The sequence below is a fragment of the Erwinia billingiae Eb661 genome (genome assembly GCF_000196615.1).
GTDB classification, from domain to species: Bacteria; Pseudomonadota; Gammaproteobacteria; order Enterobacterales; family Enterobacteriaceae; genus Erwinia; species Erwinia billingiae.
This window is the reverse complement of the sequence record NC_014306.1, coordinates 4,753,134-4,774,794: the sequence shown is the minus strand read 5'-3', so window position 1 is coordinate 4,774,794 and position 21,661 is coordinate 4,753,134. Positions and strand designations below refer to the sequence as shown.

At 55.2% G+C, this 21,661-nt stretch carries 19 protein-coding genes; 10 read left to right on the top strand and 9 right to left on the bottom strand.

Going from position 1 to position 21,661, the window contains the following annotated elements; genetic code table 11:
- Window positions 1-349: 349 nt before the first annotated feature.
- On the top strand, window positions 350-685 hold the full coding sequence (gene uspB / locus EBC_RS23205) for a universal stress protein UspB (protein WP_013204310.1): 336 nt from the start codon (window positions 350-352) through the stop codon (window positions 683-685).
- Between the two features lie 69 nt (window positions 686-754).
- On the opposite strand, the gene pitA is transcribed toward uspB, so the two are convergent.
- Complete coding sequence (pitA, locus tag EBC_RS23200) at window positions 755-2,257, bottom strand: inorganic phosphate transporter PitA (RefSeq protein WP_013204309.1); 1,503 nt, start codon at window positions 2,255-2,257, stop codon at window positions 755-757.
- A 241-nt stretch (window positions 2,258-2,498) separates the two neighbouring features.
- Here pitA and EBC_RS23195 point away from each other — a divergent pair, with 241 nt between their 5' ends.
- Window positions 2,499-3,680 carry a BaiN/RdsA family NAD(P)/FAD-dependent oxidoreductase gene (locus tag EBC_RS23195; RefSeq protein WP_013204308.1) on the top strand — a complete coding sequence of 394 codons (1,182 nt, stop codon included), beginning with the start codon at window positions 2,499-2,501 and terminating at the stop codon, window positions 3,678-3,680.
- Between the two features lie 54 nt (window positions 3,681-3,734).
- On the opposite strand, the gene EBC_RS23190 is transcribed toward EBC_RS23195, so the two are convergent.
- Window positions 3,735-4,469, bottom strand: coding sequence for a GntR family transcriptional regulator (locus EBC_RS23190; RefSeq protein ID WP_013204307.1), 735 nt, complete (start codon window positions 4,467-4,469; stop codon window positions 3,735-3,737).
- 457 nt (window positions 4,470-4,926) lie between these two features.
- Between EBC_RS23190 and EBC_RS23185 the strand changes: the two genes are divergently transcribed.
- The 4 genes from EBC_RS23185 to cspE all read left to right on the top strand — a co-directional run bounded on the left by EBC_RS23185 (window position 4,927) and on the right by cspE (window position 7,663).
- Window positions 4,927-5,388, top strand: a complete 462-nt coding sequence (locus EBC_RS23185; protein WP_013204305.1) for a PTS sugar transporter subunit IIA — start codon at window positions 4,927-4,929, stop codon at window positions 5,386-5,388.
- Between the two features lie 36 nt (window positions 5,389-5,424).
- The gene (locus EBC_RS23180) at window positions 5,425-5,694 is read left to right on the top strand and encodes a PTS sugar transporter subunit IIB (RefSeq protein ID WP_013204304.1); all 270 of its coding nucleotides are present in this window, start codon (window positions 5,425-5,427) and stop codon (window positions 5,692-5,694) included.
- 42 nt (window positions 5,695-5,736) lie between these two features.
- Entirely contained in the window at window positions 5,737-7,110 is a 1,374-nt protein-coding gene (locus EBC_RS23175) for a PTS ascorbate transporter subunit IIC (RefSeq protein WP_013204303.1), read from the top strand.
- Between the two features lie 340 nt (window positions 7,111-7,450).
- A complete protein-coding gene (gene cspE / locus EBC_RS23170; protein WP_013204302.1) occupies window positions 7,451-7,663 on the top strand; it encodes a transcription antiterminator/RNA stability regulator CspE in 213 nt (70 codons plus the stop codon).
- A gap of 204 nt (window positions 7,664-7,867) precedes the next feature.
- On the opposite strand, the gene EBC_RS23165 is transcribed toward cspE, so the two are convergent.
- The 6 genes from EBC_RS23165 to ltnD form a co-directional block, all read right to left on the bottom strand.
- Window positions 7,868-9,364 (bottom strand): glucosyltransferase domain-containing protein, encoded by a 1,497-nt coding sequence (locus EBC_RS23165; protein WP_013204301.1) that lies wholly within the window; start codon window positions 9,362-9,364, stop codon window positions 7,868-7,870.
- Window positions 9,365-9,533: 169 nt separating this feature from the next.
- A complete protein-coding gene (locus EBC_RS23160) occupies window positions 9,534-10,889 on the bottom strand; it encodes a GntP family transporter (RefSeq protein WP_013204300.1) in 1,356 nt (451 codons plus the stop codon).
- Window positions 10,890-11,032: 143 nt separating this feature from the next.
- A complete protein-coding gene (locus EBC_RS23155; RefSeq protein WP_013204299.1) occupies window positions 11,033-11,809 on the bottom strand; it encodes an HPr family phosphocarrier protein in 777 nt (258 codons plus the stop codon).
- A 2-nt stretch (window positions 11,810-11,811) separates the two neighbouring features.
- A complete protein-coding gene (otnC, locus tag EBC_RS23150; RefSeq protein WP_013204298.1) occupies window positions 11,812-12,435 on the bottom strand; it encodes a 3-oxo-tetronate 4-phosphate decarboxylase in 624 nt (207 codons plus the stop codon).
- Window positions 12,432-13,694 (bottom strand): 3-oxo-tetronate kinase, encoded by a 1,263-nt coding sequence (gene otnK / locus EBC_RS23145; protein ID WP_013204297.1) that lies wholly within the window; start codon window positions 13,692-13,694, stop codon window positions 12,432-12,434. Before otnK ends, otnC begins: the two co-directional genes overlap by 4 nt.
- Entirely contained in the window at window positions 13,694-14,608 is a 915-nt protein-coding gene (ltnD, locus tag EBC_RS23140; RefSeq protein WP_013204296.1) for an L-threonate dehydrogenase, read from the bottom strand. The genes otnK and ltnD overlap by 1 nt, the downstream gene beginning before the upstream one ends.
- Before the next feature lie 312 nt (window positions 14,609-14,920).
- Here ltnD and ygbI point away from each other — a divergent pair, with 312 nt between their 5' ends.
- The 3 genes from ygbI to EBC_RS23125 all read left to right on the top strand — a co-directional run bounded on the left by ygbI (window position 14,921) and on the right by EBC_RS23125 (window position 19,086).
- Window positions 14,921-15,682 (top strand): DNA-binding transcriptional repressor YgbI, encoded by a 762-nt coding sequence (ygbI, locus tag EBC_RS23135; protein ID WP_013204295.1) that lies wholly within the window; start codon window positions 14,921-14,923, stop codon window positions 15,680-15,682.
- Window positions 15,683-15,823: 141 nt separating this feature from the next.
- Window positions 15,824-17,947 carry a TonB-dependent siderophore receptor gene (locus EBC_RS23130; RefSeq protein ID WP_013204294.1) on the top strand — a complete coding sequence of 708 codons (2,124 nt, stop codon included), beginning with the start codon at window positions 15,824-15,826 and terminating at the stop codon, window positions 17,945-17,947.
- 23 nt (window positions 17,948-17,970) lie between these two features.
- Window positions 17,971-19,086 carry an ABC transporter substrate-binding protein gene (locus EBC_RS23125; RefSeq protein ID WP_013204293.1) on the top strand — a complete coding sequence of 372 codons (1,116 nt, stop codon included), beginning with the start codon at window positions 17,971-17,973 and terminating at the stop codon, window positions 19,084-19,086.
- 69 nt (window positions 19,087-19,155) lie between these two features.
- On the opposite strand, the gene proP is transcribed toward EBC_RS23125, so the two are convergent.
- The gene (proP, locus tag EBC_RS23120) at window positions 19,156-20,661 is read right to left on the bottom strand and encodes a glycine betaine/L-proline transporter ProP (RefSeq protein ID WP_013204292.1); all 1,506 of its coding nucleotides are present in this window, start codon (window positions 20,659-20,661) and stop codon (window positions 19,156-19,158) included.
- A 484-nt stretch (window positions 20,662-21,145) separates the two neighbouring features.
- Between proP and EBC_RS23115 the strand changes: the two genes are divergently transcribed.
- Window positions 21,146-21,655 carry a hypothetical protein gene (locus tag EBC_RS23115; RefSeq protein ID WP_013204290.1) on the top strand — a complete coding sequence of 170 codons (510 nt, stop codon included), beginning with the start codon at window positions 21,146-21,148 and terminating at the stop codon, window positions 21,653-21,655.
- Window positions 21,656-21,661: the final 6 nt, after the last annotated feature.

The following is a 21,661-nucleotide window of genomic DNA, read 5'->3' as shown; positions in this document are numbered from 1 at the left end:
TGATGGTTTAGTACCGCGCCTGAGATGAGCAAACATCCCGGCACCTTTATAGTTTTCGCATTTATTATAGCCCGAATTGTTAACAGACGGGCGTGCAGGCCGCGCCCTTTGCGAGCGGGATCAAAATGAATTTTTCTCTCTTTCTGCTGCTCAGGCAAAACATCGCTGGAATTATTTTAATCAAATCTCCTACACTGATATTAACGACCCGTTATGCGCTAATGACGGTCGCTCAGCGGTTACAACTTCAATTCTGTCTGGTTCAATGAGGTGATTGGCGAATCATTGTGGGGCTTGTCCGGCATTCCCCGCGGATAACGTCCTTTAGATGCCTTGCCGGGAGGGGATCATGATCAGCACCATCGCGCTTTTCTGGGCTCTTTGTGTGGTTTGTGTGGTGAATATGGCGCGCTACTTTTCCTCTTTGCGCGCGCTTTTAGTGGTGCTACGTGGGTGTGACCCTTTACTGTATCAATATGTGGATGGCGCGGGATTTTTTACCTCACACGGGCAGCCGAGCAAGCAGGTTCGACTGGTGCGTTATATCTGGTCACAGCGTTATCGCGACCATCATGATGATGAGTTTATTCGCCGCTGCGAGCGGGTTCGGGGCCAGTTTATCCTGACCAGCGCCTTATGCGGATTGATTGTAATTAGTCTGGTCGGGCTGGCGATTTGGCACTAACGCCGCGCCGACATCAGAAACGAAAAAGGGCGGAGATAATCTCCGCCCTTTTGTTTTTTCTGCTGCTGATTACGCCACGAACCTCAACGCAATCCAGTACAATCCACCGGACAACACTATCGACACTGGCAGGGTTAACACCCATGCCAACAGGATATTTTTGATGGTGCGGCTCTGTACGCCTCCGCCATCAACCAGCATGGTACCGGCGACGGAAGAAGAGAGCACATGGGTGGTCGACACCGGCATCCCGGTGTAGCTCGCCACGCCGATGGAGACCGCGGCAGTCATCTGCGCGGACATGCCCTGCGCATAGGTCATGCCTTTTTTACCGATCTTCTCACCGATAGTGGTCGCCACACGGCGCCAGCCAACCATGGTACCCAGCGACAGCGCCAGCGCGACCGCCACGATAATCCAGATCGGTGCGTACTCAACGGTGTTCAACAGGTCGCTTTTCAGCTTGCCGAGGAAGCGCTGATCGTCATTGCTGACGCCAGGCAGCTTGGCGGCTTTCTCTGCGGTATCGGAGATACACATCAGCAGACGGCGAAGCTGCGCGCGCTGATCGACGGTGAGGTTGTCGTAGCTCTGCAGGTTATTCAACAGGCTCTGGGCATGGTCGATAGCCGGCAGCGCACGGGCCGCATCACAGTGGAACTCATGCGGGCCGCTTGGCACTTCTTCCGGCGTAGGAACGGCCGGTGGCGCCATCTGAATAATATGGGTCAGCGAATCAGCATGCTGCTGATAGTACTGCTCCAGATGGTTCACCGCATCGCGGGTACGGGTGATGTCATAGCCAGAGGAGTTCATATTGACCACGAACCCGGCCGGGGCGACGCCAATCAACACCAGCATAATCAGGCCAATGCCTTTCTGACCATCGTTCGCACCGTGTGAGTAGCTCACGCCGATAGCGGAAACAATCAGGGCGATCCGGGTCCAGAATGGCGGTTTCTTTTTACCGTCAATCTTTTCACGATCGGCAGGGGTCATATGAATGCGCAGACGTTTTTTGTTCCCGCTCCAGTAACGACGCAGCAGGAAAACCAGGCCGCCGGCCAGCACCAGGCCGACAATCGGTGAGATCACCAGTGAGGCAAAAATGCCGATCATTTTCGGGATGTTCAGCGCGTCCACTACCGAGGTGCCGGTAATCAGAGCGTTGGTCAGGCCAATGCCGATAATGGCCCCGATGAGGGTATGGGAGCTGGAGGCCGGCAGACCAAAGTACCAGGTGCCGAGGTTCCAGATAATTGCCGCCAGCAACATGGAGAAGACCATGGCAAGGCCATGCGCCGATCCAACGTTAAGCAACAGGTCAGTGGGAAGCAAATGAACGATGGCGTAAGCCACACTCAGTCCGCCCAGCATGACGCCAAAGAAGTTGAATACCCCGGCCATCACCACCGCAAGTTGCGATCGCATTGCGCGGGTATAAATAACGGTAGCCACTGCATTGGCCGTATCGTGGAAGCCATTGATCGCTTCGTAGAACAACACAAAAAGCAGCGCAAGCACCAGTAAGATACCGGTGTGATAATCGAGACCAGCAAACAGATGTAACATAAGCGTTAAGCCATTTTGGAGGACATGAACGCGGCGCATTATCAGCGAGAAAGCGCGGCCGGGGAAAGCGAAATATAGACTTTTTTTGACATTAATGTGGCGATTAGATGAATTCAGAACATTGCTCTGCGCAAAAAATAACCTGTTTTGCGATCTTTGCCGGACGCGCGTTTTGTGACTCTGGTATCAGCGGCCCCTTATCACTACAATCAGCGTTTTTTCAGCAGCCCCGGAGCGAGTCGTGGAAAAGTTTGACGTTATCATTATTGGCGCCGGTGCGGCTGGCTTGTTTTGTGCCGCACAGGCGGGACAACGCGGCAAGCGGGTGCTGCTGCTGGATAACGGCAAAAAGGCCGGCCGTAAGATCCTGATGTCCGGCGGCGGTCGCTGCAACTTCACCAACCTGTTTATCGAACCGGCGGCCTACCTGTCGCAAAACCCCCATTTCTGCAAATCGGCGCTGGCGCGCTATACCCAGTGGGATTTTATCGATCTGATCAACCGCCACGGCATTGCCTGGCATGAGAAGACGCTGGGGCAGCTGTTTTGTGATGAGTCAGCGCAACAGGTTGTCGACCTGCTGCTGAAAGAGTGCGAAGCGGGGAAGGTCACGGTGCGGCTAAGAAGCGAAGTGTTGAGCGTTTCCCGCGACGAGACGTACACGTTGGAGCTGAATGGCGATACGGTGCAGGCAGATAAGCTGGTGATCGCCACCGGCGGGCTGTCGATGCCGGGATTGGGTGCGTCGCCGTTTGGCTACAAGATTGCCGAGCAGTTCGGCCTGAAAGTCTTTCCGACCCGCGCCGGGCTGGTGCCGTTCACCTTGCATAAGCCGCTGCTGGAACAGCTGCAGACGCTGTCCGGCGTGGCGGTTCCTGCGACCGTCACTGCCGAAGACGGCACGGTGTTTAAAGAGGCGTTGCTGTTTACCCACCGGGGATTATCAGGACCGGCAGTGTTACAGCTCTCCAGCTACTGGTTGCCGGGTGAGTTTGTCACCATCAACCTGTCACCGGAACGCGAGCTCGGCACCTTTATTAATGAAGAGCGCGAGGGCCATGCGAATCAAAGCCTGAAAAACACCCTGGCAAAAGTACTGCCGCGCCGGCTGGTCGACAGCCTGCAGCTGCTCGGCCACGTGCCGGAATGCACCTTAAAGCAGCTTAACAGCCGCCAGCAGGCTGAGCTGGTCGCGCTGCTGCACAACTGGCGCATTCAGCCTAACGGCACTGAAGGTTACCGCACCGCCGAAGTGACCCTTGGCGGCGTCGATACCAGCGTGCTGTCGTCGAAAACCATGGAAGCGCGGGATGTGCCTGGCCTGTACTTTATCGGTGAGGTGGTGGATGTGTCGGGCTGGCTGGGCGGCTATAACTTCCAGTGGGCGTGGGCATCGGCCTGGGCGTGTGCGCAGGCGCTGTGATCGTCACTCAGCCGCGCTTTGAAAGCGCTGGCAACAAGGCGACGATAACGGCCGTTAAGGCCGTTGGGAATTCTGCTTCAGCGGGAACAGTCGGGTGTTGATGATGGCAATGTTCACTTCACAGGGCACGCCGTCGTCGAGAAACACGGTTTCATTGATCTGAATAACCGCATCGTTTTCCGTCAGCTTTAATAACGCGATGATGTCCGGGTCGGTTAAATTTAACGCCGTCAGGTTTTGATCCCTGAGCTGGACTTTCTTCCCGGTAAGCTCCTCGATATACGAATATTTCGAGATTTCCAGCTTGCTAAATTCCATGCTGCTAAACAGGTTTACCGGCAGGTGAATATGTTCCAGCGCCACCGGAATATCATCGAAGCACATCAAACGTAAAATCTTATACACCTGATCGCTGTTCTTGATGCGCAGCGCCTGCGCCATATCCGCCGACGGCACCTTCATGATGCTGACCGAAATGATTTTTCTGACGCCTTTGTGACCATGCTTTTGCGCCTGATAATCAAACGGCGACAGCGCGTGAAATCGCCCCGACTGGTTACTTATCCCGATAGATCCAACAAAAAGCCCGGATCCTTTCACCCGGTAAATCCGCTGTTGCTCAATCAGAATGCGCGTTGCTTCGCGCACCGTCGCGCGGGTAATGCCAATGTTTTTGGCAATGGAAATTTCGGTATCCAGCTTCTCTCCGGGTAGAAGGCCATCGTCCTTAATTTTTTTGAGGATGTAATCAACAACCTCTCGCTGTTTTTCTGTAATGCCATCAACCATCGATTTTTTCCCGTGAGAGTGAAAGACAGATTTCCCCAGTCCGGCCGCGATTTGCCTGACTTTCCGTGCTGAATATCACTTTGGTTACATGGATATGTGATCAACTTAACGAATTTACACTGAGGGTCAGCCTGTCCAGCTGGTTTTAAACTTTACATGTTGTATCTGTACACGTCCACGTACATTATTGAGATGACTAGACACCTGAAACATGTCTAGACGGGATCGCCTTACAGAGGTCATGGCTTTTCGGTTAATGCACTATCTGCCGTGATCATGATTTTAACTGTCTGTAATAAATCAATTTTATTGATTTATGTTGAAATCATTTTTCCCGCTGGTTTGCCCATTTTTAAGTCAGATTTGTGGATGGGAAACGGGCAGGGAAAATGAGGCTGAACATTATCTGACTGTACAAGTCAATCAGATCGCTCATGTAAACAGCAGGATGAAGACTATGCCACACCTGGGAAATTGGTTAGATAATAATAAAATTCAATACGTTGAAAGCGTTGCTGACTGGAAGGACGCGCTGCTGATCGCCGGGCGTCCGCTGCTCAGTGAAGGGATCATTTCGCAAGACTACATTGATGCCATCATTCAACAAAAAGAGCAGATCGGCCCGTATTTCGTTATCGCGCCGCGGATTGCCATGCCCCATGCGCGTCCTGAGCAGGGCGCCTTAAAACTGGGGTTATCGATTGTACTGCTGGGCAATGCGGTGAACTTTGACTCTGAAGAGAACGATCCGGTCAGCGCGATTTTCATGTTTGCCGCGCCGGACAGCAACAGCCATATCGAGATGATTTCCCAGCTGGCGGAAGTCCTGTCCGATGAAGAGATTATGGATCGGCTGTTTGCTGCCGCAAGCCAGGAACAGCTGATGACGATTTTACTGGGCGATGCATCTGCCCGTTAACACTCTCCTTTTGACCAACAGATATTGAGGTTTGATATGAAAATTATGGCGGTGTGTGGTTCAGGTTTGGGCAGTAGCTTCATGATGGAAATGAACATCAAGAAAGTGCTTAAAACCCTCGGAATTGAAGCGGAAGTGGAACACTCCGATCTCGGCTCGGTGACGCCTGATGTGGCCGATGTGTTTGTTATGGCGAAAGACATTGCCTACAGCGCCAATCTTCCGGAACAAAAGGTCATTATCATTAATAACATTATTGACCTGAAGGAAATTGAGCAAAAAGTACGCGAGTATTTCGGCAAATAATAACGCTCATAACCAGATAAACACCTTACCCTCGAGGTTAAAATGTTTACTCAAAACCTTTTGCAGTTCGTCGTCGACGTGCTGAAAGTGCCCTCCATCCTGGTTGGACTGGTGGCATTATTCGGCCTTGTTGCGCAGAAGAAGCCGCTGCCTGATGTGATTAAGGGCACGGTAAAAACCATTCTGGGCTTCCTGGTGCTGGCGGGCGGGGCGACGGTATTGGTCGGCTCGCTGACGCCACTGGGCGACATTTTTAAACAGGCGTTTGATGTACAGGGCATCATTCCCAATAACGAAGCGATGGTCTCCATTGCGCTGGCGAAATATGGTGCCCCTACCACCATGATTATGGCCTTCGGCATGGTGGCGAATATCGTGGTCGCCCGGTTCACCCGTCTGAAATACATCTATCTGTCCGGCCATGTCACCTTCTATATGGCCTGTATGATCGCGATTATTTTATCGGTGGCGGGTTTTGAAGGCATCCAGCTTATTTATACCGGTTCGCTGGCGTTGGGTATTCTGATGGCGACCTTCCCGGCCATTGCTCAGCCTTATATGCGTAAGATCATTGGCGGTGACCACGTCGCGCTGGCGCATACCGGCACCATTGGCTATGTGTTATCGGGTTGGATTGGCTCGCTGGTCGGTAAAGGTTCCAAATCTACCGAAGAAATGAACATGCCAAAAAACCTCAGTTTTTTGCGTGACAGCACCATTTCTATCTCGCTGACGATGATGATCATTTACTTAATTCTGTCGGTTTCCGCCGGTAAAGCGTATGTGGAAACGAATTTCAGTAACGGTCAGAACTACCTGGTTTACTCCTTTATTCAGGCGATTACCTTTGCCGCCGGTGTCTTCATCATCCTGCAGGGCGTGCGCCTGATCCTGGCCGAAATCGTTCCTGCCTTTACCGGTTTCTCCGAAAAGCTGGTGCCGAATGCCCGTCCTGCGCTGGATTGCCCGATTGTCTTCCCGTATGCGCCTAACGCGGTGCTGGTCGGCTTTATTTCCAGCTTCATCGGTGGCCTGGTGGGGTTGTTTATCCTCGGTCAGCTGCACTGGGTATTGATTCTGCCGGGTGTTGTGCCTCACTTCTTCTGTGGCGCAACGGCGGGCGTGTTCGGTAATGCGACCGGCGGCAAGCGTGGGGCGATCTGCGGTGCGTTTGCACACGGCATATTGATCACCTTCCTGCCCGTGGCGTTGCTGCCGGTACTGGGACAGATTGGCCTGACCAACACCACCTTCTCGGACACCGATTTCGGCGTGGTGGGGATCCTGCTGGGCAACATGGCTCACTTTATGGATAAAGGGACCATCACCATGATCATCACCGGCATTTTCGGACTGTTAGTGATTTATAACTTCGCCGCGCCGAAAAAAGTCGTGGTGGAAGAGAACGCAGGCTAAGCCCAGCGGCTCACAGCAACCGGTCAGGCAGGTGAAGGTGCCTCCGGTTGCTGTCTCCTTATCGCGGTTGGGGAACGGCAGAAGGGGACGATCTCAACTTGTTAAAAAGTCATCAAAAAAATTAACGCTTGCTTAATGCGTCGTGCTGCGCGTAGTATGCGTCATCGGTTTGGAACACAGACCTTATGTAAGCAGTTTTAGTAAAGCAGTCCTCAGTTTAAGTGTTATCCCTAGATACCCTTCCTCATGAGCCTCCTCCTAAGTGCGCCCATAAGTAATTATCTGAAACTCAGGCCAAGTTCGCCGCGTTGAGTGGCTCAAAAAATTAAAGGAAATATCTATGTCTAACAAAATGACTGGTTTAGTAAAATGGTTCAACTCTGACAAAGGCTTCGGCTTCATTTCTCCAGAAGACGGCAGCAAAGATGTATTCGTACATTTCTCTGCAATCCAGAGCAACGATTTCAAAACTTTAGATGAAGGCCAGAAAGTAGAGTTCACTATCGAGAACGGTGCTAAAGGTCCATCAGCTGGCAACGTAGTTGCTCTGTAATTGCTGATACTTCGCTAACACTTGCGACAGCGATGACGGCATTAGCCCGAGCAGCCAGGTACCAGCGATAAAAAAACCCGCCTTGTGCGGGTTTTTTGTTTTCAGCGTTCAGTAAAAGCCACTCCCGGTGTACGGCCGCCATCAAGGCGCGCGGTTATCCGGCGGAGTGGCTTTTTTGTTGGCCGTCGTCCAGGTGTCAGGCGCTCAGCGGCAGGGCCCGGCCCTGAAATCAAACACCGCGATTTGCTGGTACAGGAACAGCTTGTAGACGCAGTCCTGTGACAGATAGGCGGGCGTCGCGGTTTTCATCTCCGGCAGGGTTGGCGTTATCCGCTGGGCGATATTTTCCCGCAGGGCCAGCACCTGATATTCCCAGGGCGCTGACTCCATCAGCATCGGCAGGCGAATAGCCTTGATCAGCGGAAAGTTACGCAGGCTGATGATGATATCGGGTGAATCGGCCGGCTGGCCGATAAACGCAATATTCTTCACGTCCTGGGGTGGGATATGTGACAGGTCGATCTTCATTCGTTGCAGCAGATTTGCGGTGTAGCGCTGATCGTTGGCGACGGTGTTAAAGGCCGAGACCATCAACACCAGGCAGTAAAGCAGCGGCAGCAGCGTTAAAGCCTGTACCCAGCGTCGTATCGCTGGAAAGGCCAGAATATTGACGCAGAAGCAAAACAGGCTGAAGCAACTCCAGGCAATCAGCACGCGAGGACTGATTACCGGATCGCTCAGCAGCAATGAAAGCCCCGGAATGGCGGCGATCGCCAGAAACGGCAGCAGAACGATCGCCAGACCGTTGAACATTTTCCGCCTGGCGGAGCCCGCCTCTCTTGCCGTCCTGACCAGTAATATCAGCAACCCCAAAGCGGCTAACAGCAGCGGAATCGCAATCAGCAGCACCTTATACCCCGGAAACGCGCTCAGCACCATCGCGGTGAAGCTGTCGACGTTCTGCAACAAGGTGGCAAAGGCAGCGGGTCCGGGCGGAATCATTTTGCTGTGCGCCAGGCTGTAAGGGTCGGTCACCAGCCAGGCGACGATAATCACCTTATACAGCACGGCGGCGATCAGACCGGCCGCCATTTTTTCGCCGATATACGGCCAGATCGCCTCACGGTTAACCCACAGCCTGAAGGTGATAATGGCGCAACAGCCGAGATAGACATTCAATCCGGTCTGGTAGGTGGTCAGTACCAACAGCATCAGCCCCGCCGTCAGCAGGATATGAATAGCGCGACTGAATCTGAGCGGCAGACTGGCCATCATCGCCATGGCCAGCGACAGCATCATGGTCAGCGAGTCATAGCTATAGAGCAGTGACTGCGCGAGAAAAGGGTTGAGGATCATAAACTGGGCGGGCAACAGCTGCCAGTAACCGCGCAGCGGTAGCGCCAGTTTTTCTGCGTATATCACGCTGGCGGCGGCGAGGATCGCCAGGCCCATCAGCAGCGGCAGCGGCGAGATATCGTTGACGCTGGTATTAAAGCGCAGCGCAACGTTGATCAGCCAGGTTAACGGGCGGCCGTTGGAGATCCACAGATTGGCCTGGCCATTAACAATGCGGAAGAAGTCATCCCGGTAATAAACTTTTTCGCTCCACAGCGGCAGCGTCATCAGCAGGCCAGTCAGGAAGGTGTAGAGGATCTGCCGGTGACGGCTGATGACTGAGGTGGCAGACTCACCATTGCGCATGTTATTCCAGATGAAGGCGTGCGTTGAAGAGCCACTAAAAAGCCGTGGAGTGCTTCAGTTTACCCGGGAATGTCGGCGGCGGAAGTCCGTATTAACGAGGGATATGAGAGGGCGTTCGCAATTTTGATTAACAGCGTGCGGCAGAGTCGGGCTCTGCCGCATAAAGCCCTTAAATCACCGCAGAGAGCAGCCAGACCAGCACAAAGCCGGTGACGCCCATCGCCGTGGTCAGCACGGTCCAGGTTTTCAAGCCGTCCGCCACTGACAGGCCGAGGTAACGGGTGACCACCCAGAAACCGGCGTCGTTTACGTGGGACAGGCCCAGTCCGCCAAAGCAGGCTGACAGCGTAACCAGCACCAGCTGCATATCGCTCAGGCCGGTGACGGCCTGGGTCAGCAGTCCGCTGGTGGTGAGGATCGCCACGGTTGCCGATCCCTGCGATGCCCGCAGCGCCAGCGACAGAATAAAGGCGGCGGGGATCAGCGGCAGATGGATGGTTTCCAGCGACAGCGCCAGCGCTTTACCCACGCCGGACTCGACCAGCACTTTACCAAAAGCACCGCCCGCACCGGCGACGAGGATCACTCCCGCCGAGCTTGGGATAGCGCGATCCAGCAGTTCACCCAGCTTCTCTTTGCTGATGCCACGACGCAGCGCCAGCAGCCAGGCCGACAGCGCCAGCGCAATCAGCAGCGCAATCGCCGGCGTACCGATTAACGTCAGCAGCTGGCGGATAACGTTGCCTTCTGGCAGCGCCGTATGCGCCAGCGTGCCCACCACAATCAGCACGATAGGCACCACGATCAATGAAGCAATCAGCGTTGCGCCCGGTGGTTGCGTCCCGGTTTTTCCCGGCGCGCTTTCAGGTTTAGCCAGCTGCAGCTGCTCCAGCACCGCCAGCGACAGATGATACTGACGGCGGTTCATCGCTTTCGCCACAAAGTAACCCACCACGCCAACCGGGATCGACACCGCGATGCCCAGCAGCATCAGCCAGCCCACGTCGGTGCCCAACAGGCCCGCCGCCGCTGCCGCACCGGGGTGCGTCGGTAACGCCACGTGCACGGTCAGCATCACGCCCGCCATCGGCAGGCCATATTTGATTGGTGAGACCTTCGCGACCTTGGTGAAGCCGTAAATCAGCGGGATAACAATAATAAAGCCGACTTCAAAGAACACCGGGATGCCGAGAATAAAGGCGGCCATGGTCAGCGCGGCGACGGTGCGTTTGATGCCCAGCGCATGGGTGAAGCGCTGCGCCAGCGACTCCGCGCCGCCGGAGGATTCAATAATCGCCCCGAGCATCGCGCCCAGCACGATGATGATGGTAATCGACCCCAGCAGGCCGCCCATCCCGGCAACGATCACCTTCATAATGTTGTCCGCCGGGATGCCGGTGGCGATCGCCACTAACAGGCTGACCACCAACAGGGCGACGAACGGATGGATTTTCAGTTTGATCACCATCAGCAGCAAAATCAGCACGCTGGCGACGGCGATAGTCAATAACAGGGCGGTGGACATTATTTCAGCCTCGTAGGATTTTATAATTTTATCATGCTTTTCAACATGGTATGGGTAGGTCATCCCTGGCTCTGGCCTGATTCAGGCAACAGAAAGCCAACGCTGCGCTAAAGGCGCGCAGCGTTTACTCGGTACGTCGTTAACTATTTATAGGCGTCGAACCAGCCCAACCCGTCGGTGGTGACGCCGCGCGGGAAGTACTCGCAACCGATCCAGCCCTGATAGCCGCTGCGATCGATTAAATCGAAGATCCACGGGTAGTTGATTTCGCCTGCGTCCGGTTCATGGCGATCCGGTGCGGAAGCAATCTGGATGTGTTGATACTGGCCGCTAAAGGCGGTGATCAGATGGCTCAGGTTGCCGTCGACCAGCTGGGCATGGAACAGATCGAGCTGGGTAAACACGCCCGGCCGGTCAATGCGTTTAACCATCTCCAGCGTCTGGTACTGGCTGGAATAGAGATAGCCCGGCTTGGTTTTCGGGTTTAACGCTTCCAGCAAAATGCGGATGCCGTGCGGCGCGAAACGGTCGGCGGCGTAACGCAGGTTGCTGATAAAGGTCTGGCTGTAAGCTTCACGATCTGCGCCTTCCGGCACGGTGGAGGCCATGATATGCACCTGCGGGCAACCGAGTGCCAGCGCGTATTCCAGCGCCATATCGATATCGCGACGGGCGGCTTCTTCACGGCCGGGAATGGCACAGACCCCCCATTCGCCGGCGGCCACATCGCCAGGCCCGGTGTTAAACAACACCAGCGCCAGATCGTTACGTTCCAGCGCCTGCTTTAACTCGCTGGCGGCATAGTCGTAAGGGAACAGAAACTCCACGCCACGGAATCCCGCTGCCGCTGCCGCGTCAAAGCGCGCCATAAACGGCAGTTCGGTAAACATGGTTGAGAGGTTGGCAGCAAACTTAGGCATGTTTAGCTCCGTAATTCAGCCACTTCGTCATCGTTCAGATAACGAATCGGGCGGTCGCCCAGGGTGAAGATCAGGCGGGCGGTCTCTTCCAGCTCTTCGGTGTTGTCCGCCGCTTCACGCAGGGTTTTGCCTACCACCACCGGGCCATGATTGGCCAGCAGGAAAGCTTTGTAATGCGGCGCCAGCTTCGCCAGGTCTTCACCCAGCCGCGCATCGCCCGGACGGTAATAGGGCACTACCGGCACATCGCCGACGCGCATCACCACATACGGAGTAAACGGGCGGATGCAGTTCTGCGGATCCAGGCCTTCCAGGCAGGAAAGGGCGGTCAGATACAGGCAGTGCAGATGGACGATTGCCCCGCAGGCCGGGTTGTTCAGATAGATGGCGCGGTGGAAGCTGACCTCTTTCGAGGGCTTATCCCCGCCAATCCATTCCCCTTCCAGCGTCACTTTCGACAGCCGGTCGGCGACCAGCTCACCGAGGCAGGAGCCGGTGGGTGTGGCCAGCAGCGTACCGTCTTCGAGCAGCATCGAGAGGTTGCCCGCCGAACCGGTGGCATAACCGCGCTGGAAGAAGGACGCGCCCAGCCGGACCATCTCTTCCCGTGCTTGTTGTTCAGTCATAGCGAGAACTCCTGTTGAGCGCGTGCGAAGAAGTTTTCATCGCCAAAGTTGCCGGATTTCAATGCCAGCGAGATCGGCTGGGAAACGGCTTTGACCCACGGCACGCCGGGCGAGATCACCGGGCCGATATGGAACGCATCGATATTCAGCGTCTGCGCGACCACGCCGGAGGTTTCACCGCCGGCGACGATAAAGCGCTGCCAGCCACGCTGTTGCAGTTCACGCACCACGGCGGCAAACAGCTGCTCGACCGCTTCACTGCTTTTCTCGGCACCATACTGTTGCTGAATACGCTTCAGGGTGTCCGGTTCAGAGGTGGCGAACAGCAGCGGTGCCAGGCTTTCGCCGCTGTGCTCAGCGACCCAGTCACAGAGTTCGATCGCATAGGCGTCACGCTGTGCCAGCGCCCGTTCAACGTCAACCGCCAGAGACGCCGCCTGATCGCGGTAACGCGCCACCTGACGATTTGTCATGTTAGAGCAGGAGCCGGACAGCACCACCGCGCGCTCGCCCTGCGGCGTGCCGGCGGCCTGCGCCTGCGCGCTGTTATGGGCGCTGCTTGCCCACTGACGGGCCAGCCCGATCGCCAGGCCGGAACCGCCGGTCACCAGCGTCATTTCCCGCAGCGCTTCGCCCTGGGTCAGCAGATGCTGTTCGTTCAGCGCATCCAGCACCACATAACGCACGTCCTGTTGTTTCAGTTCAGCCAGCGCATGACGGACGGCGTCGGCACCCCGATCCAGCGTCTGGCTGTTAATCAGTCCGGCTTTGCCTTCACTCTGGGCTTCCATCAGACGCAGCAGGTTGCTGTCGGTCATCGGCGTCACCGGATGGTGGCGCATACCGGAATCGGACAGCAGCTGATCCATCACAAACAGATGTCCCTGATACACCGTGCGGCCATTGACCGGCAGTGACGGGGAGATGATGGTCTGGGTTTCGCCCAGCGCGGCCAGCAGCGCGTCGGTAACCGGACCGATGTTGCCTTTGGCGGTGCTGTCGAAGGTCGAGCAGTATTTAAAGTAGAAGCGCTCGCAGCCCTGTTGCTGTAGCCATGCCAGCGCCTGCAACGAGTCGGCAACCGCCTTCTCAGGAGCGCAGGAGCGGGATTTCAGGCTGACAACAATCGCCTCAGCCTCCAATGCCAGCGGCTCGGCCGGCACGCCATTTACCTGTACCGTCGCCATGCCGTTCTGCACCAGGAAGCTGGCGATATCGGTGGCACCGGTGAAGTCATCTGCTATCACGCCCAGGCGCATTATTGCGGCTCCTTTTTCGCTGGCAGGGTAATGCCACTGAAGATTTTGATCACCGCGCTGTCGTCTTCACGGCCATAGCCGGCGTTGCTGGCGGAGGTGAACATGTTAAAGGCGGTGGAGGCCAGCGGCAGCGGGAAGTGCAGCGCTTTGGCGGTGTCGGCCACCAGACCCAAATCTTTGACGAAGATATCCACCGCCGATTTTGGCGAGTAATCACCGTCCACCACGTGACGCATACGGTTCTCAAACATCCACGAGTTACCCGCCGCGTTGGTGACCACGTCATACATGGTATCCAGCGGAATGCCGGCGCGCGCCGCCAGCGCCATCGCTTCGGCACCGGCCGCAATATGCACGCCTGCCAGCAACTGGTGGATGATTTTCACCGTCGAGCCGAGACCGATTTCGCGACCAATGCGGTAGACCTTGCCTGCCACGGCATCCAGCACCGGTTGCAGCAGCGCAAAGGCCTTATCGCTGCCGGAGGCCATCACCGTCATCTCGCCCAGCGCCGCTTTCGCCGCACCGCCAGAGACCGGCGCATCCAGCATGATCAGCTGATGCTCCGCCAGACGCTGTTCAATCAGCAGCGCATCCTGAGAAGAGATGGTGGAGGACACCATCACCGCGGTACCGGGCTTCAGATGGGCCGCCAGGCCGTTGTCACCAAACAGGATCTGGTTCACCTGCTGCGCGTTGACCACCAACAACAGCACCGCATCTAACTGTTCGGCAAAGCCATCCGCACGGGTTTCGGCCGCTTTGGCTCCGCTGCTCAGCAGCGTTTGCAGCGCGGCAGGATTCAGGTCAACACCGTAGGTGTTCAGGCCGGCTTTGATACAGGATTGCGCCGCACCCATGCCCATAGACCCGAGGCCAACGACACAGACCGACATTGATGATGCGTTAGGCATACGCTCTCCGTGTTAATTTAGGTGATAATTTGTTTTGTTGTGTGAAGTATAGGCGCTTTTATCACCAGGATTGGTGACGCGCATCACATTAATTAACAGTAATTAACCTGCATTTCACAAGGTTTAACATGCGTGTGAATCGCGCTATAAAGCATTAAACCCTTTATTATCAGTGCTATGTGCTTTTACGCTGGTCGATCAAAACCTGAGTAGTTACCCGTATGCGTGATAAAATGATAAAAATTGGGGTGCAGACCGCGCCTCTGCTCCATTACACTTGTCCCGCAGATAACCCGCTCACAAGGAGAGACCATGATCCCGGTCGAAAGACATCAACAAATTTTAGCGCTGGTGCAGGAAAAGGGCGTGGTGAGCATTGCTGAACTGACCGATCGGCTGGCGGTGTCACATATGACCATCCGGCGGGATCTGCAGAAGCTGGAAGAGCAGGGCGCGGTCATGCTGGTGTCAGGCGGCGTACGCTCTACCGAGCGACTGGCCAGCGAGCCGTCACATCTGGATAAAACCAGCATGTTCAGCCAGGAGAAGCAGGCGATTGGCGAAGCGGCGGCCCGGCATATTCCCCGCAACAGCTGCATCTATCTGGATGCCGGCACCACCACGCTGGCGCTGGCCCGTGAGCTGGGTATGCGGGACGATTTAACCATCGTCACCAATGACTTTGTGATTGCCAACTTCTTTATCGACAACAGCCAGTGCCGGATGATCCACACCGGCGGCACGCTCTGTCGCGATAACCGTTCCTGCGTCGGCGATGCGGCGGCGCTGGCGTTGCAGGGACTGTCGATTGATATCGCCTTTATCTCCGCGTCCTGCTGGGGAATGCGCGGCATCTTCACTCCCGATGCGGAGAAGATCACCGTAAAGCGGGCGGTAAGTGAAGTGAGCCGCAAACGGGTGCTGCTGGCTGACAGCTCAAAATACAACAAGATCGCCACCTTCCTCGCGCTGCCGCTGGCCCGCTTTGACGCGGTTATTACCGATCCCTATCTGCCGGACTCCGCCCGGCAGGAAATGGCGGCGCTAGAAATCGAGATCACGCTGGCCAGCTAACGGCGTGTTGCACGATGTAGAAAGGGCCTTCGGGCCCTTTTTTTATTTACTAAAAGGCGCAGGCTATCAGTGAGATTGATAATAGAAATGAAAGTTATTATCATTCGCGCACAAAAACACTAACGACATCGCACTCACTTTATGAAAACGCCACGTTTCTCCGTTTCCACCTTCACGCGCCTCCATGGAAAATCGCATGTAGTTCTGTTTGTCAGCCTGCTGGGCAGCGGCGCCGCGCTGGCGGCAGAGAGCACCCTGACCGTCAATGCCGATACGGCGACGGCGGTGGGCAGCTACAGCCAGGATACCGCCACCATTGGCGGCACCACCGCCACACCGCGTAACGACACCCCGCAGTCGATCAGCGTGGTGACGTCGCAGGTGATCAAGGATTACCAGGTCAAAACCGTTAACGACGCGATGAAGTTTGTCAGCGGCGTCACCCAGGGCAATACGCTCGGGGGTATTGAAGATGGCTTCGTTAAGCGTGGTTTTGGCGCCAACTCGGACGGATCGATTTTCCTCGATGGCATCCGCAGCAATCAGGGCCTGTCGATGGATTCGACCATCGATCGTGTGGAAGTGCTGAAAGGCTCGGCTTCCCTGATGTATGGCATCCTTAATCCTGGCGGCGTGATCAATCTGGTCAGCAAAAAGCCGCAGTATGAGTGGAATACCCATATCAGCGGCGAATCCAGCAGCTTCGGCGGCGGTGCCGGTACGGTGGATATCACCGGTCCGCTCGGCAACGGTTTTGCCTTCCGGTTGATTGCCGAACGCCAGCGCGAAGATTACTGGCGCAACTTTGGCGTGAATCAACATACGCTGATTGCCCCTTCCCTGAGCTGGTTTGGCGAAAAAGCCTCGTTCAATATCAGCTACATGGAAAATAAATACGATATCCCGTATGACCGTGGCACCGCCTTTATCAACAAAAAACCGGTCGATATTCCCTATAACGAACGGCTGGACGACAGCGCCAACCATGCTTACGGCAAAAACAAGCGGCTGAACGTCACCTACGGCTATAACCTTGATGACACCTGGGCGACCCACGTTAACTATGGCTGGATGCAGCGCCGCTATGACAGCAACGAAGTCAGGGCCACCGCTATCGACACCACCACCGGGATTGTCTCGCGCCGGGCGGACGCCAACCGTGGCTTTAACCATCAGACCACCTATCTGTCATGGGATATCGGCGGCAGCCCGGAGATCTGGGGGATGCAGCACGATCTGATGCTGGGTGTGGACTACGAGCAGGACGAAACCTATAAGGCGTATTCCTATCGCGGCAAAGTTTCCAAAACCTTCAATATGTACGACCCGGTATATGGTGAAGAGCCGGTAGTCAGCAGCAGCACCGTCAGCGACGCGATCAGTAATACACGTACCAACCTTTACAGCCGTTCAGTGTTTGCCAAAGACAGCATTCACCTGACCGATAAGTGGATTGCGGTGCTGGGCGGCCGTTTCCAGCGTTACACCCAGACCGCCAGCAGCGGCTGGACCAACCCCACCACCACGCTGAACGATCGGGGCGACAGCTTCCTGCCACAGGCGGGGCTGGTGTATAAAATCCTGCCGGATCTGTCGCTTTACGGCAGCTACAGCCAGTCATTTACCCCATCGACGCAAACCGATGACGACGGCAACGTCGCCTCGACTGAAAAAGGCACTACCTATGAAGTCGGTGCCAAATGGCAGGTGGTGCCGGCGGTTTCTGCCACGCTGGCGCTGTACCGCATTGATGAAAAAGACATGTCGGTATTTATTAACGGCGTGACCCGTAACATCCCGAAAGCCCGCTCGACCGGAGCTGAAGTTGAAATCAACGGTGAAGTGGCGAAAGACTGGAACCTGACGGCGACCTACAGCTATGACAAAACCGAGATCGTTGAGGACAACCTTAACCCGGATAACGTCGGCAACCGCCTGGTCAACGCGCCAACCAATATGGGCAGCCTGTATCTGAGCCACACCCTGCGCTTCTCCTGGCTGCCGGGCGAACTGCGTATTGGCGGCGGCGGACGCTACGTCGGCAGCCGTGCCGGCGATCCTGAAAACAGCTTCACCATGCCGGACTACACCGTGGCGGATGCCTTTATCGCCTGGGACAGCCAGCTGGTGGGGAAACATACGCAGCTGAAGCTGAATATGAACAACCTGTTTGATAAGGAATATTACCAGTCCAGTGGCGGTAATCTGCGGGTGAGTGAAGGCGAGCCGCGCGTAATGTATCTGCAAGCGTCTGTCGATTTCTGATAGCCAACGGAGAAGGAAAAGCGATGAACAGGGCATTGATCAGCCTGCTGCTGATGCTGGTCAGCAGCGTGGCACCGGCGAAAACCATCACCGACATTCTGCAACGCAAGGTAGAGGTGCCGGATAACCCGCAGCGGATTGTGGTGGGGGAAAGCCGGATGATTTACACCCTGGCGCTGGTGGAAGAAGGCAATCCGGCGAAACGGGTGGTGGGCTGGCCAGGCGATCTGCAAAAGCTGGATCGTCAAACCTGGGATCGTTACGTTGACGCATTTCCGCAGATCAAAACCATCCCGCTGGTCGGCAAGTCGAATTATACCCAGATCAGCGTGGAGAAGGTGATCGCCCTGCAGCCCGATCTGGTGATCCTGCCGGTGTATGCCAAACAGGAAAGCAATCATGACAGCTTCCAGATGCAGCTTACTGCGGCAGGCATTGCGGTAATCTATATTGATACCCGCGTCGACCTGCTGAAAAACACCGTGCCGAGCCTGAAAATTCTGGGCGAAGCGCTGAATGACCAGGCGAAAGCGCAACGCTTTATTGATTTTTATCAGCAGCATATGAATCTGATCCGAGATCGGCTGGCCACCGCCAATCCGGAAAAACCGAGCGTGCTGTTGCAGCTGCATATCGGCCGCAGAGAGGAATGTTGCACCACGGTAAGCCACGGCAATCTGGCCGATTTACTGGCGTTTGCCGGGGGCAATAATATTGCGACGGGTCGGTTTGGCGGCGTGTTTGGCCAGCTCAGCCCGGAAGCGATCATTGCCGCCAACCCGGAGGTTTACCTGGCCACCGGCTCGGGCGGCCCGCAGCAAACGGAGCAGCTTCAGCTTGGCCCGCAGGTTAATGCGGCGGCGGCTCAGCAGAGCTTCAGCAAGGCGCTGGCGAACGAGTCGGTCATCTCCCAGCTGCCGGCCATCCGCAACGGTCGGGCGCTGGCGGTGTGGCACAACTTCTATATGAGTCCGTGGCATCTGCTGGATGTGGAGATCTTCGCTAAGGCGCTGCATCCCCAGCTGTTTGCCGATCTCGACCCGCGTAAAACGCTGGATGAGATGAATCAGCAGTTCCTGCCGTTAGCCGAAAAGGGCACCTACTGGACCACGCCAGACAGCGCCGCAAATGGGCACTAAAAACGTTAAGCCATAAAAAAAGGCCCGCGAATTTCGCGGGCCTTTTGCTGCTATCAGTCCAGACCAACGTTATTCGTTGATATTGGGATGCTGATTAATCAGATGCTTACGTTTCTCTTCCAGCTCGGCAATCTGCTCACTGATATCGTCGATTTTGGTTTCGATATTATCGTGATGCTCCTGCAACAGCTCTTTCGCTTCATGAATATCGGAAGCCGCCGGAGTCGCGCCACGCAGTGGCATATTGGCGGTTTCTTTCATCATGATACCGGTGACCAGGCCCACCACCGCCACCACCATCAGGTAGTAAGCCGGCATGTAGAGGTTCGCGGTATATTCAACCAGCCAGGCGGCCAGCGTTGGCGTCAGACCCGCCACCAGAATCGAGATATTAAAGGCACTGGCTAAGGCGCTGTAACGAATGTGCGTCGGGAACATCGCTGGCAGCGACGAGGCCATCACGCCGGTGAAGCAGTTCAGTATCACCGCCAGGATCAGCAGACCGGCAAAGATCAGCCCGGTGACGTTACTGTTGATCAGCATGAAGCAAGGAATGGCCATAATCATCAGCGCGATACTGCCGATAATCACAAACGGACGACGACCAAACTTATCGCTCATCAGGCCCATAATCGGCTGAATAAACAGCATACCAATCATGATGGCGATGATGATTAACACGCCGTGATCTTCAGAATAGTGAAGATTGTGCGACAGGTAGCTCGGCATATACGTCAACAGCATGTAGTAGGTGACGTTAGTCGAGAGCACCAGACCGATACAGGCCAGCAGGCTTTTCCAGTGCTTGGTGGCAATCTCTTTAAACGACACTTTTGGCCCTTCGGCCAGACCTTCACGATCACCTTTTTCCAGCTTGTCCACGTGCTGCTGGAACGCAGGTGTTTCTTCCAGCGCGTTACGCAGGTAGATGCCGATCAGTCCTAACGGCAGCGCCACGAAGAACGGAATACGCCAGCCCCACTCAAGGAACTTGGCATCACCGATGACGGTAGAGATCAGCACGACCAGGCCCGCACCGGTGACGAAGCCGACAATGGAGCCGAAGTCCAGCCAGCTGCCCATAAAGCCGCGTTTACGGTCGGGGGAGTATTCCGCCACGAAGATCGACGCACCGGTATATTCACCGCCGACCGAGAAGCCTTGCGCCATTTTACACAGCAGCAGCAGGATCGGTGCCCAGATGCCAATGGTGGCGTAAGACGGTATCAGACCGATACAGAAAGTACTGACCGACATGATAACAATGGTGATAGAGAGGATTTTCTGGCGACCGTATTTGTCACCGAGTCTGCCGAAGAAAAGACCACCTAAAGGACGAATAAGGAAAGGAACGGAGAAGGTTGCCAGAGCGGCAATCATCTGCAAGCCCGGATCGGCACCCGGGAAAAACACCTGGCCTAAGGCGAAGGCCACAAAGCCGTAAACCCCAAAGTCAAACCACTCCATAGCGTTACCCAGCGACGCTGCGGTAATGGCTTTGCGTAACCTGGCATCATCAATGATCGTTACGTCTTTTAAGCCAATCGGCTTAACACGCTTCCTACGTAGCTTCATATAAAACACCCTGTAATTGTCTGTTTCCCAATTAGATTCTTGCCCCTTTCTGCTCGTGCGCAAGACCTGGCACCGGGCGAAACGGGTCAAATAGTGCAGGGCCAGAAGCCCCACTGACAGCGATTTGTGGTGGGTAATGGCGCCCATCAACAGATAACTGTCTGCATTCAGTATATCGTTTCTTACGCGGCTAACATAATTTCTGTCTGAAATTAGCTACAGCGATGCAACAGACCGAATCTGATTCAGACAAGGAATTTAACAAAGCCAGGGCCAGCCGCCGACGGGGCTGCTTCACGGCAAAACGGCCATTGGCAGGTATTCATTCTGATGAGCAGAATAATAGAAGAGAACAGAACCGTTAATTGCTGATAATTCATTGGCTGAATTAAGTTAAATTAGTTAATAACATTCAAAAAAGTTATTTGTTGCGTGCGAACAGACTATGGGTAATACTTCCTGCCGCATTTTTGCGGAGTCAGCAATGTATAATAAAAATAGCAACACCTTTGAAAATTATTATCTTAATATGCAAGAAAGCATTGATAATAATTTACGTCTCTGGCGTCATTATCACGCCGTTAACATTATTGATAATCAGGTTATTTCGCCGCAAAACGCGTGGCTGAACTGTGGTGAAAGTGTCGATAAAATAGTGCAGCAGGTGCATTTACAGAGCAAAAGTGTGGCGCAGCAGGCTGGGGTGCTGAACCGTTACGGACTGTTGTCAAAGCAGATGCAGGGCATGGTGGAACGCTTTCAGGCATTGGGTGTAAAACTGGCCGAACAAAGTGTCAATTCCCGCCGCGAGGAAATTTATCAGGAGTATCAGCAGCTGGCCGATCATATTATGCCGACGCTGGAACGCATTAATCAGCGGGTAGAAGCACGCCGTGAAGCGGTAGGGATTAAAGCCGAAACAAAAATAACCCCGCCGGTGGCTGACGAAACGGTCAACGTGGCATTACGCGCCGCGCTTAAACGTCGCAGCTAACTCTTC

Coding starts and splice junctions, on each gene's coding strand:
- cspE (WP_013204302.1), top strand. CDS start 7,451: ATGTCTAACAAAATGACTGGTTTAGTAAAATGGTTCAACTCTGACAAA.
- EBC_RS23130 (WP_013204294.1), top strand. CDS start 15,824: ATGAAAACGCCACGTTTCTCCGTTTCCACCTTCACGCGCCTCCATGGA.
- EBC_RS23155 (WP_013204299.1), bottom strand. CDS start 11,809: ATGCCTAAGTTTGCTGCCAACCTCTCAACCATGTTTACCGAACTGCCG.
- EBC_RS23185 (WP_013204305.1), top strand. CDS start 4,927: ATGCCACACCTGGGAAATTGGTTAGATAATAATAAAATTCAATACGTT.
- EBC_RS23165 (WP_013204301.1), bottom strand. CDS start 9,364: ATGCGCAATGGTGAGTCTGCCACCTCAGTCATCAGCCGTCACCGGCAG.
- EBC_RS23115 (WP_013204290.1), top strand. CDS start 21,146: ATGTATAATAAAAATAGCAACACCTTTGAAAATTATTATCTTAATATG.
- EBC_RS23180 (WP_013204304.1), top strand. CDS start 5,425: ATGAAAATTATGGCGGTGTGTGGTTCAGGTTTGGGCAGTAGCTTCATG.
- ygbI (WP_013204295.1), top strand. CDS start 14,921: ATGATCCCGGTCGAAAGACATCAACAAATTTTAGCGCTGGTGCAGGAA.
- otnK (WP_013204297.1), bottom strand. CDS start 13,694: ATGCGCCTGGGCGTGATAGCAGATGACTTCACCGGTGCCACCGATATC.
- uspB (WP_013204310.1), top strand. CDS start 350: ATGATCAGCACCATCGCGCTTTTCTGGGCTCTTTGTGTGGTTTGTGTG.
- EBC_RS23125 (WP_013204293.1), top strand. CDS start 17,971: ATGAACAGGGCATTGATCAGCCTGCTGCTGATGCTGGTCAGCAGCGTG.
- pitA (WP_013204309.1), bottom strand. CDS start 2,257: ATGTTACATCTGTTTGCTGGTCTCGATTATCACACCGGTATCTTACTG.
- proP (WP_013204292.1), bottom strand. CDS start 20,661: ATGAAGCTACGTAGGAAGCGTGTTAAGCCGATTGGCTTAAAAGACGTA.
- otnC (WP_013204298.1), bottom strand. CDS start 12,435: ATGACTGAACAACAAGCACGGGAAGAGATGGTCCGGCTGGGCGCGTCC.
- EBC_RS23190 (WP_013204307.1), bottom strand. CDS start 4,469: ATGGTTGATGGCATTACAGAAAAACAGCGAGAGGTTGTTGATTACATC.
- EBC_RS23175 (WP_013204303.1), top strand. CDS start 5,737: ATGTTTACTCAAAACCTTTTGCAGTTCGTCGTCGACGTGCTGAAAGTG.
- ltnD (WP_013204296.1), bottom strand. CDS start 14,608: ATGCCTAACGCATCATCAATGTCGGTCTGTGTCGTTGGCCTCGGGTCT.
- EBC_RS23160 (WP_013204300.1), bottom strand. CDS start 10,889: ATGTCCACCGCCCTGTTATTGACTATCGCCGTCGCCAGCGTGCTGATT.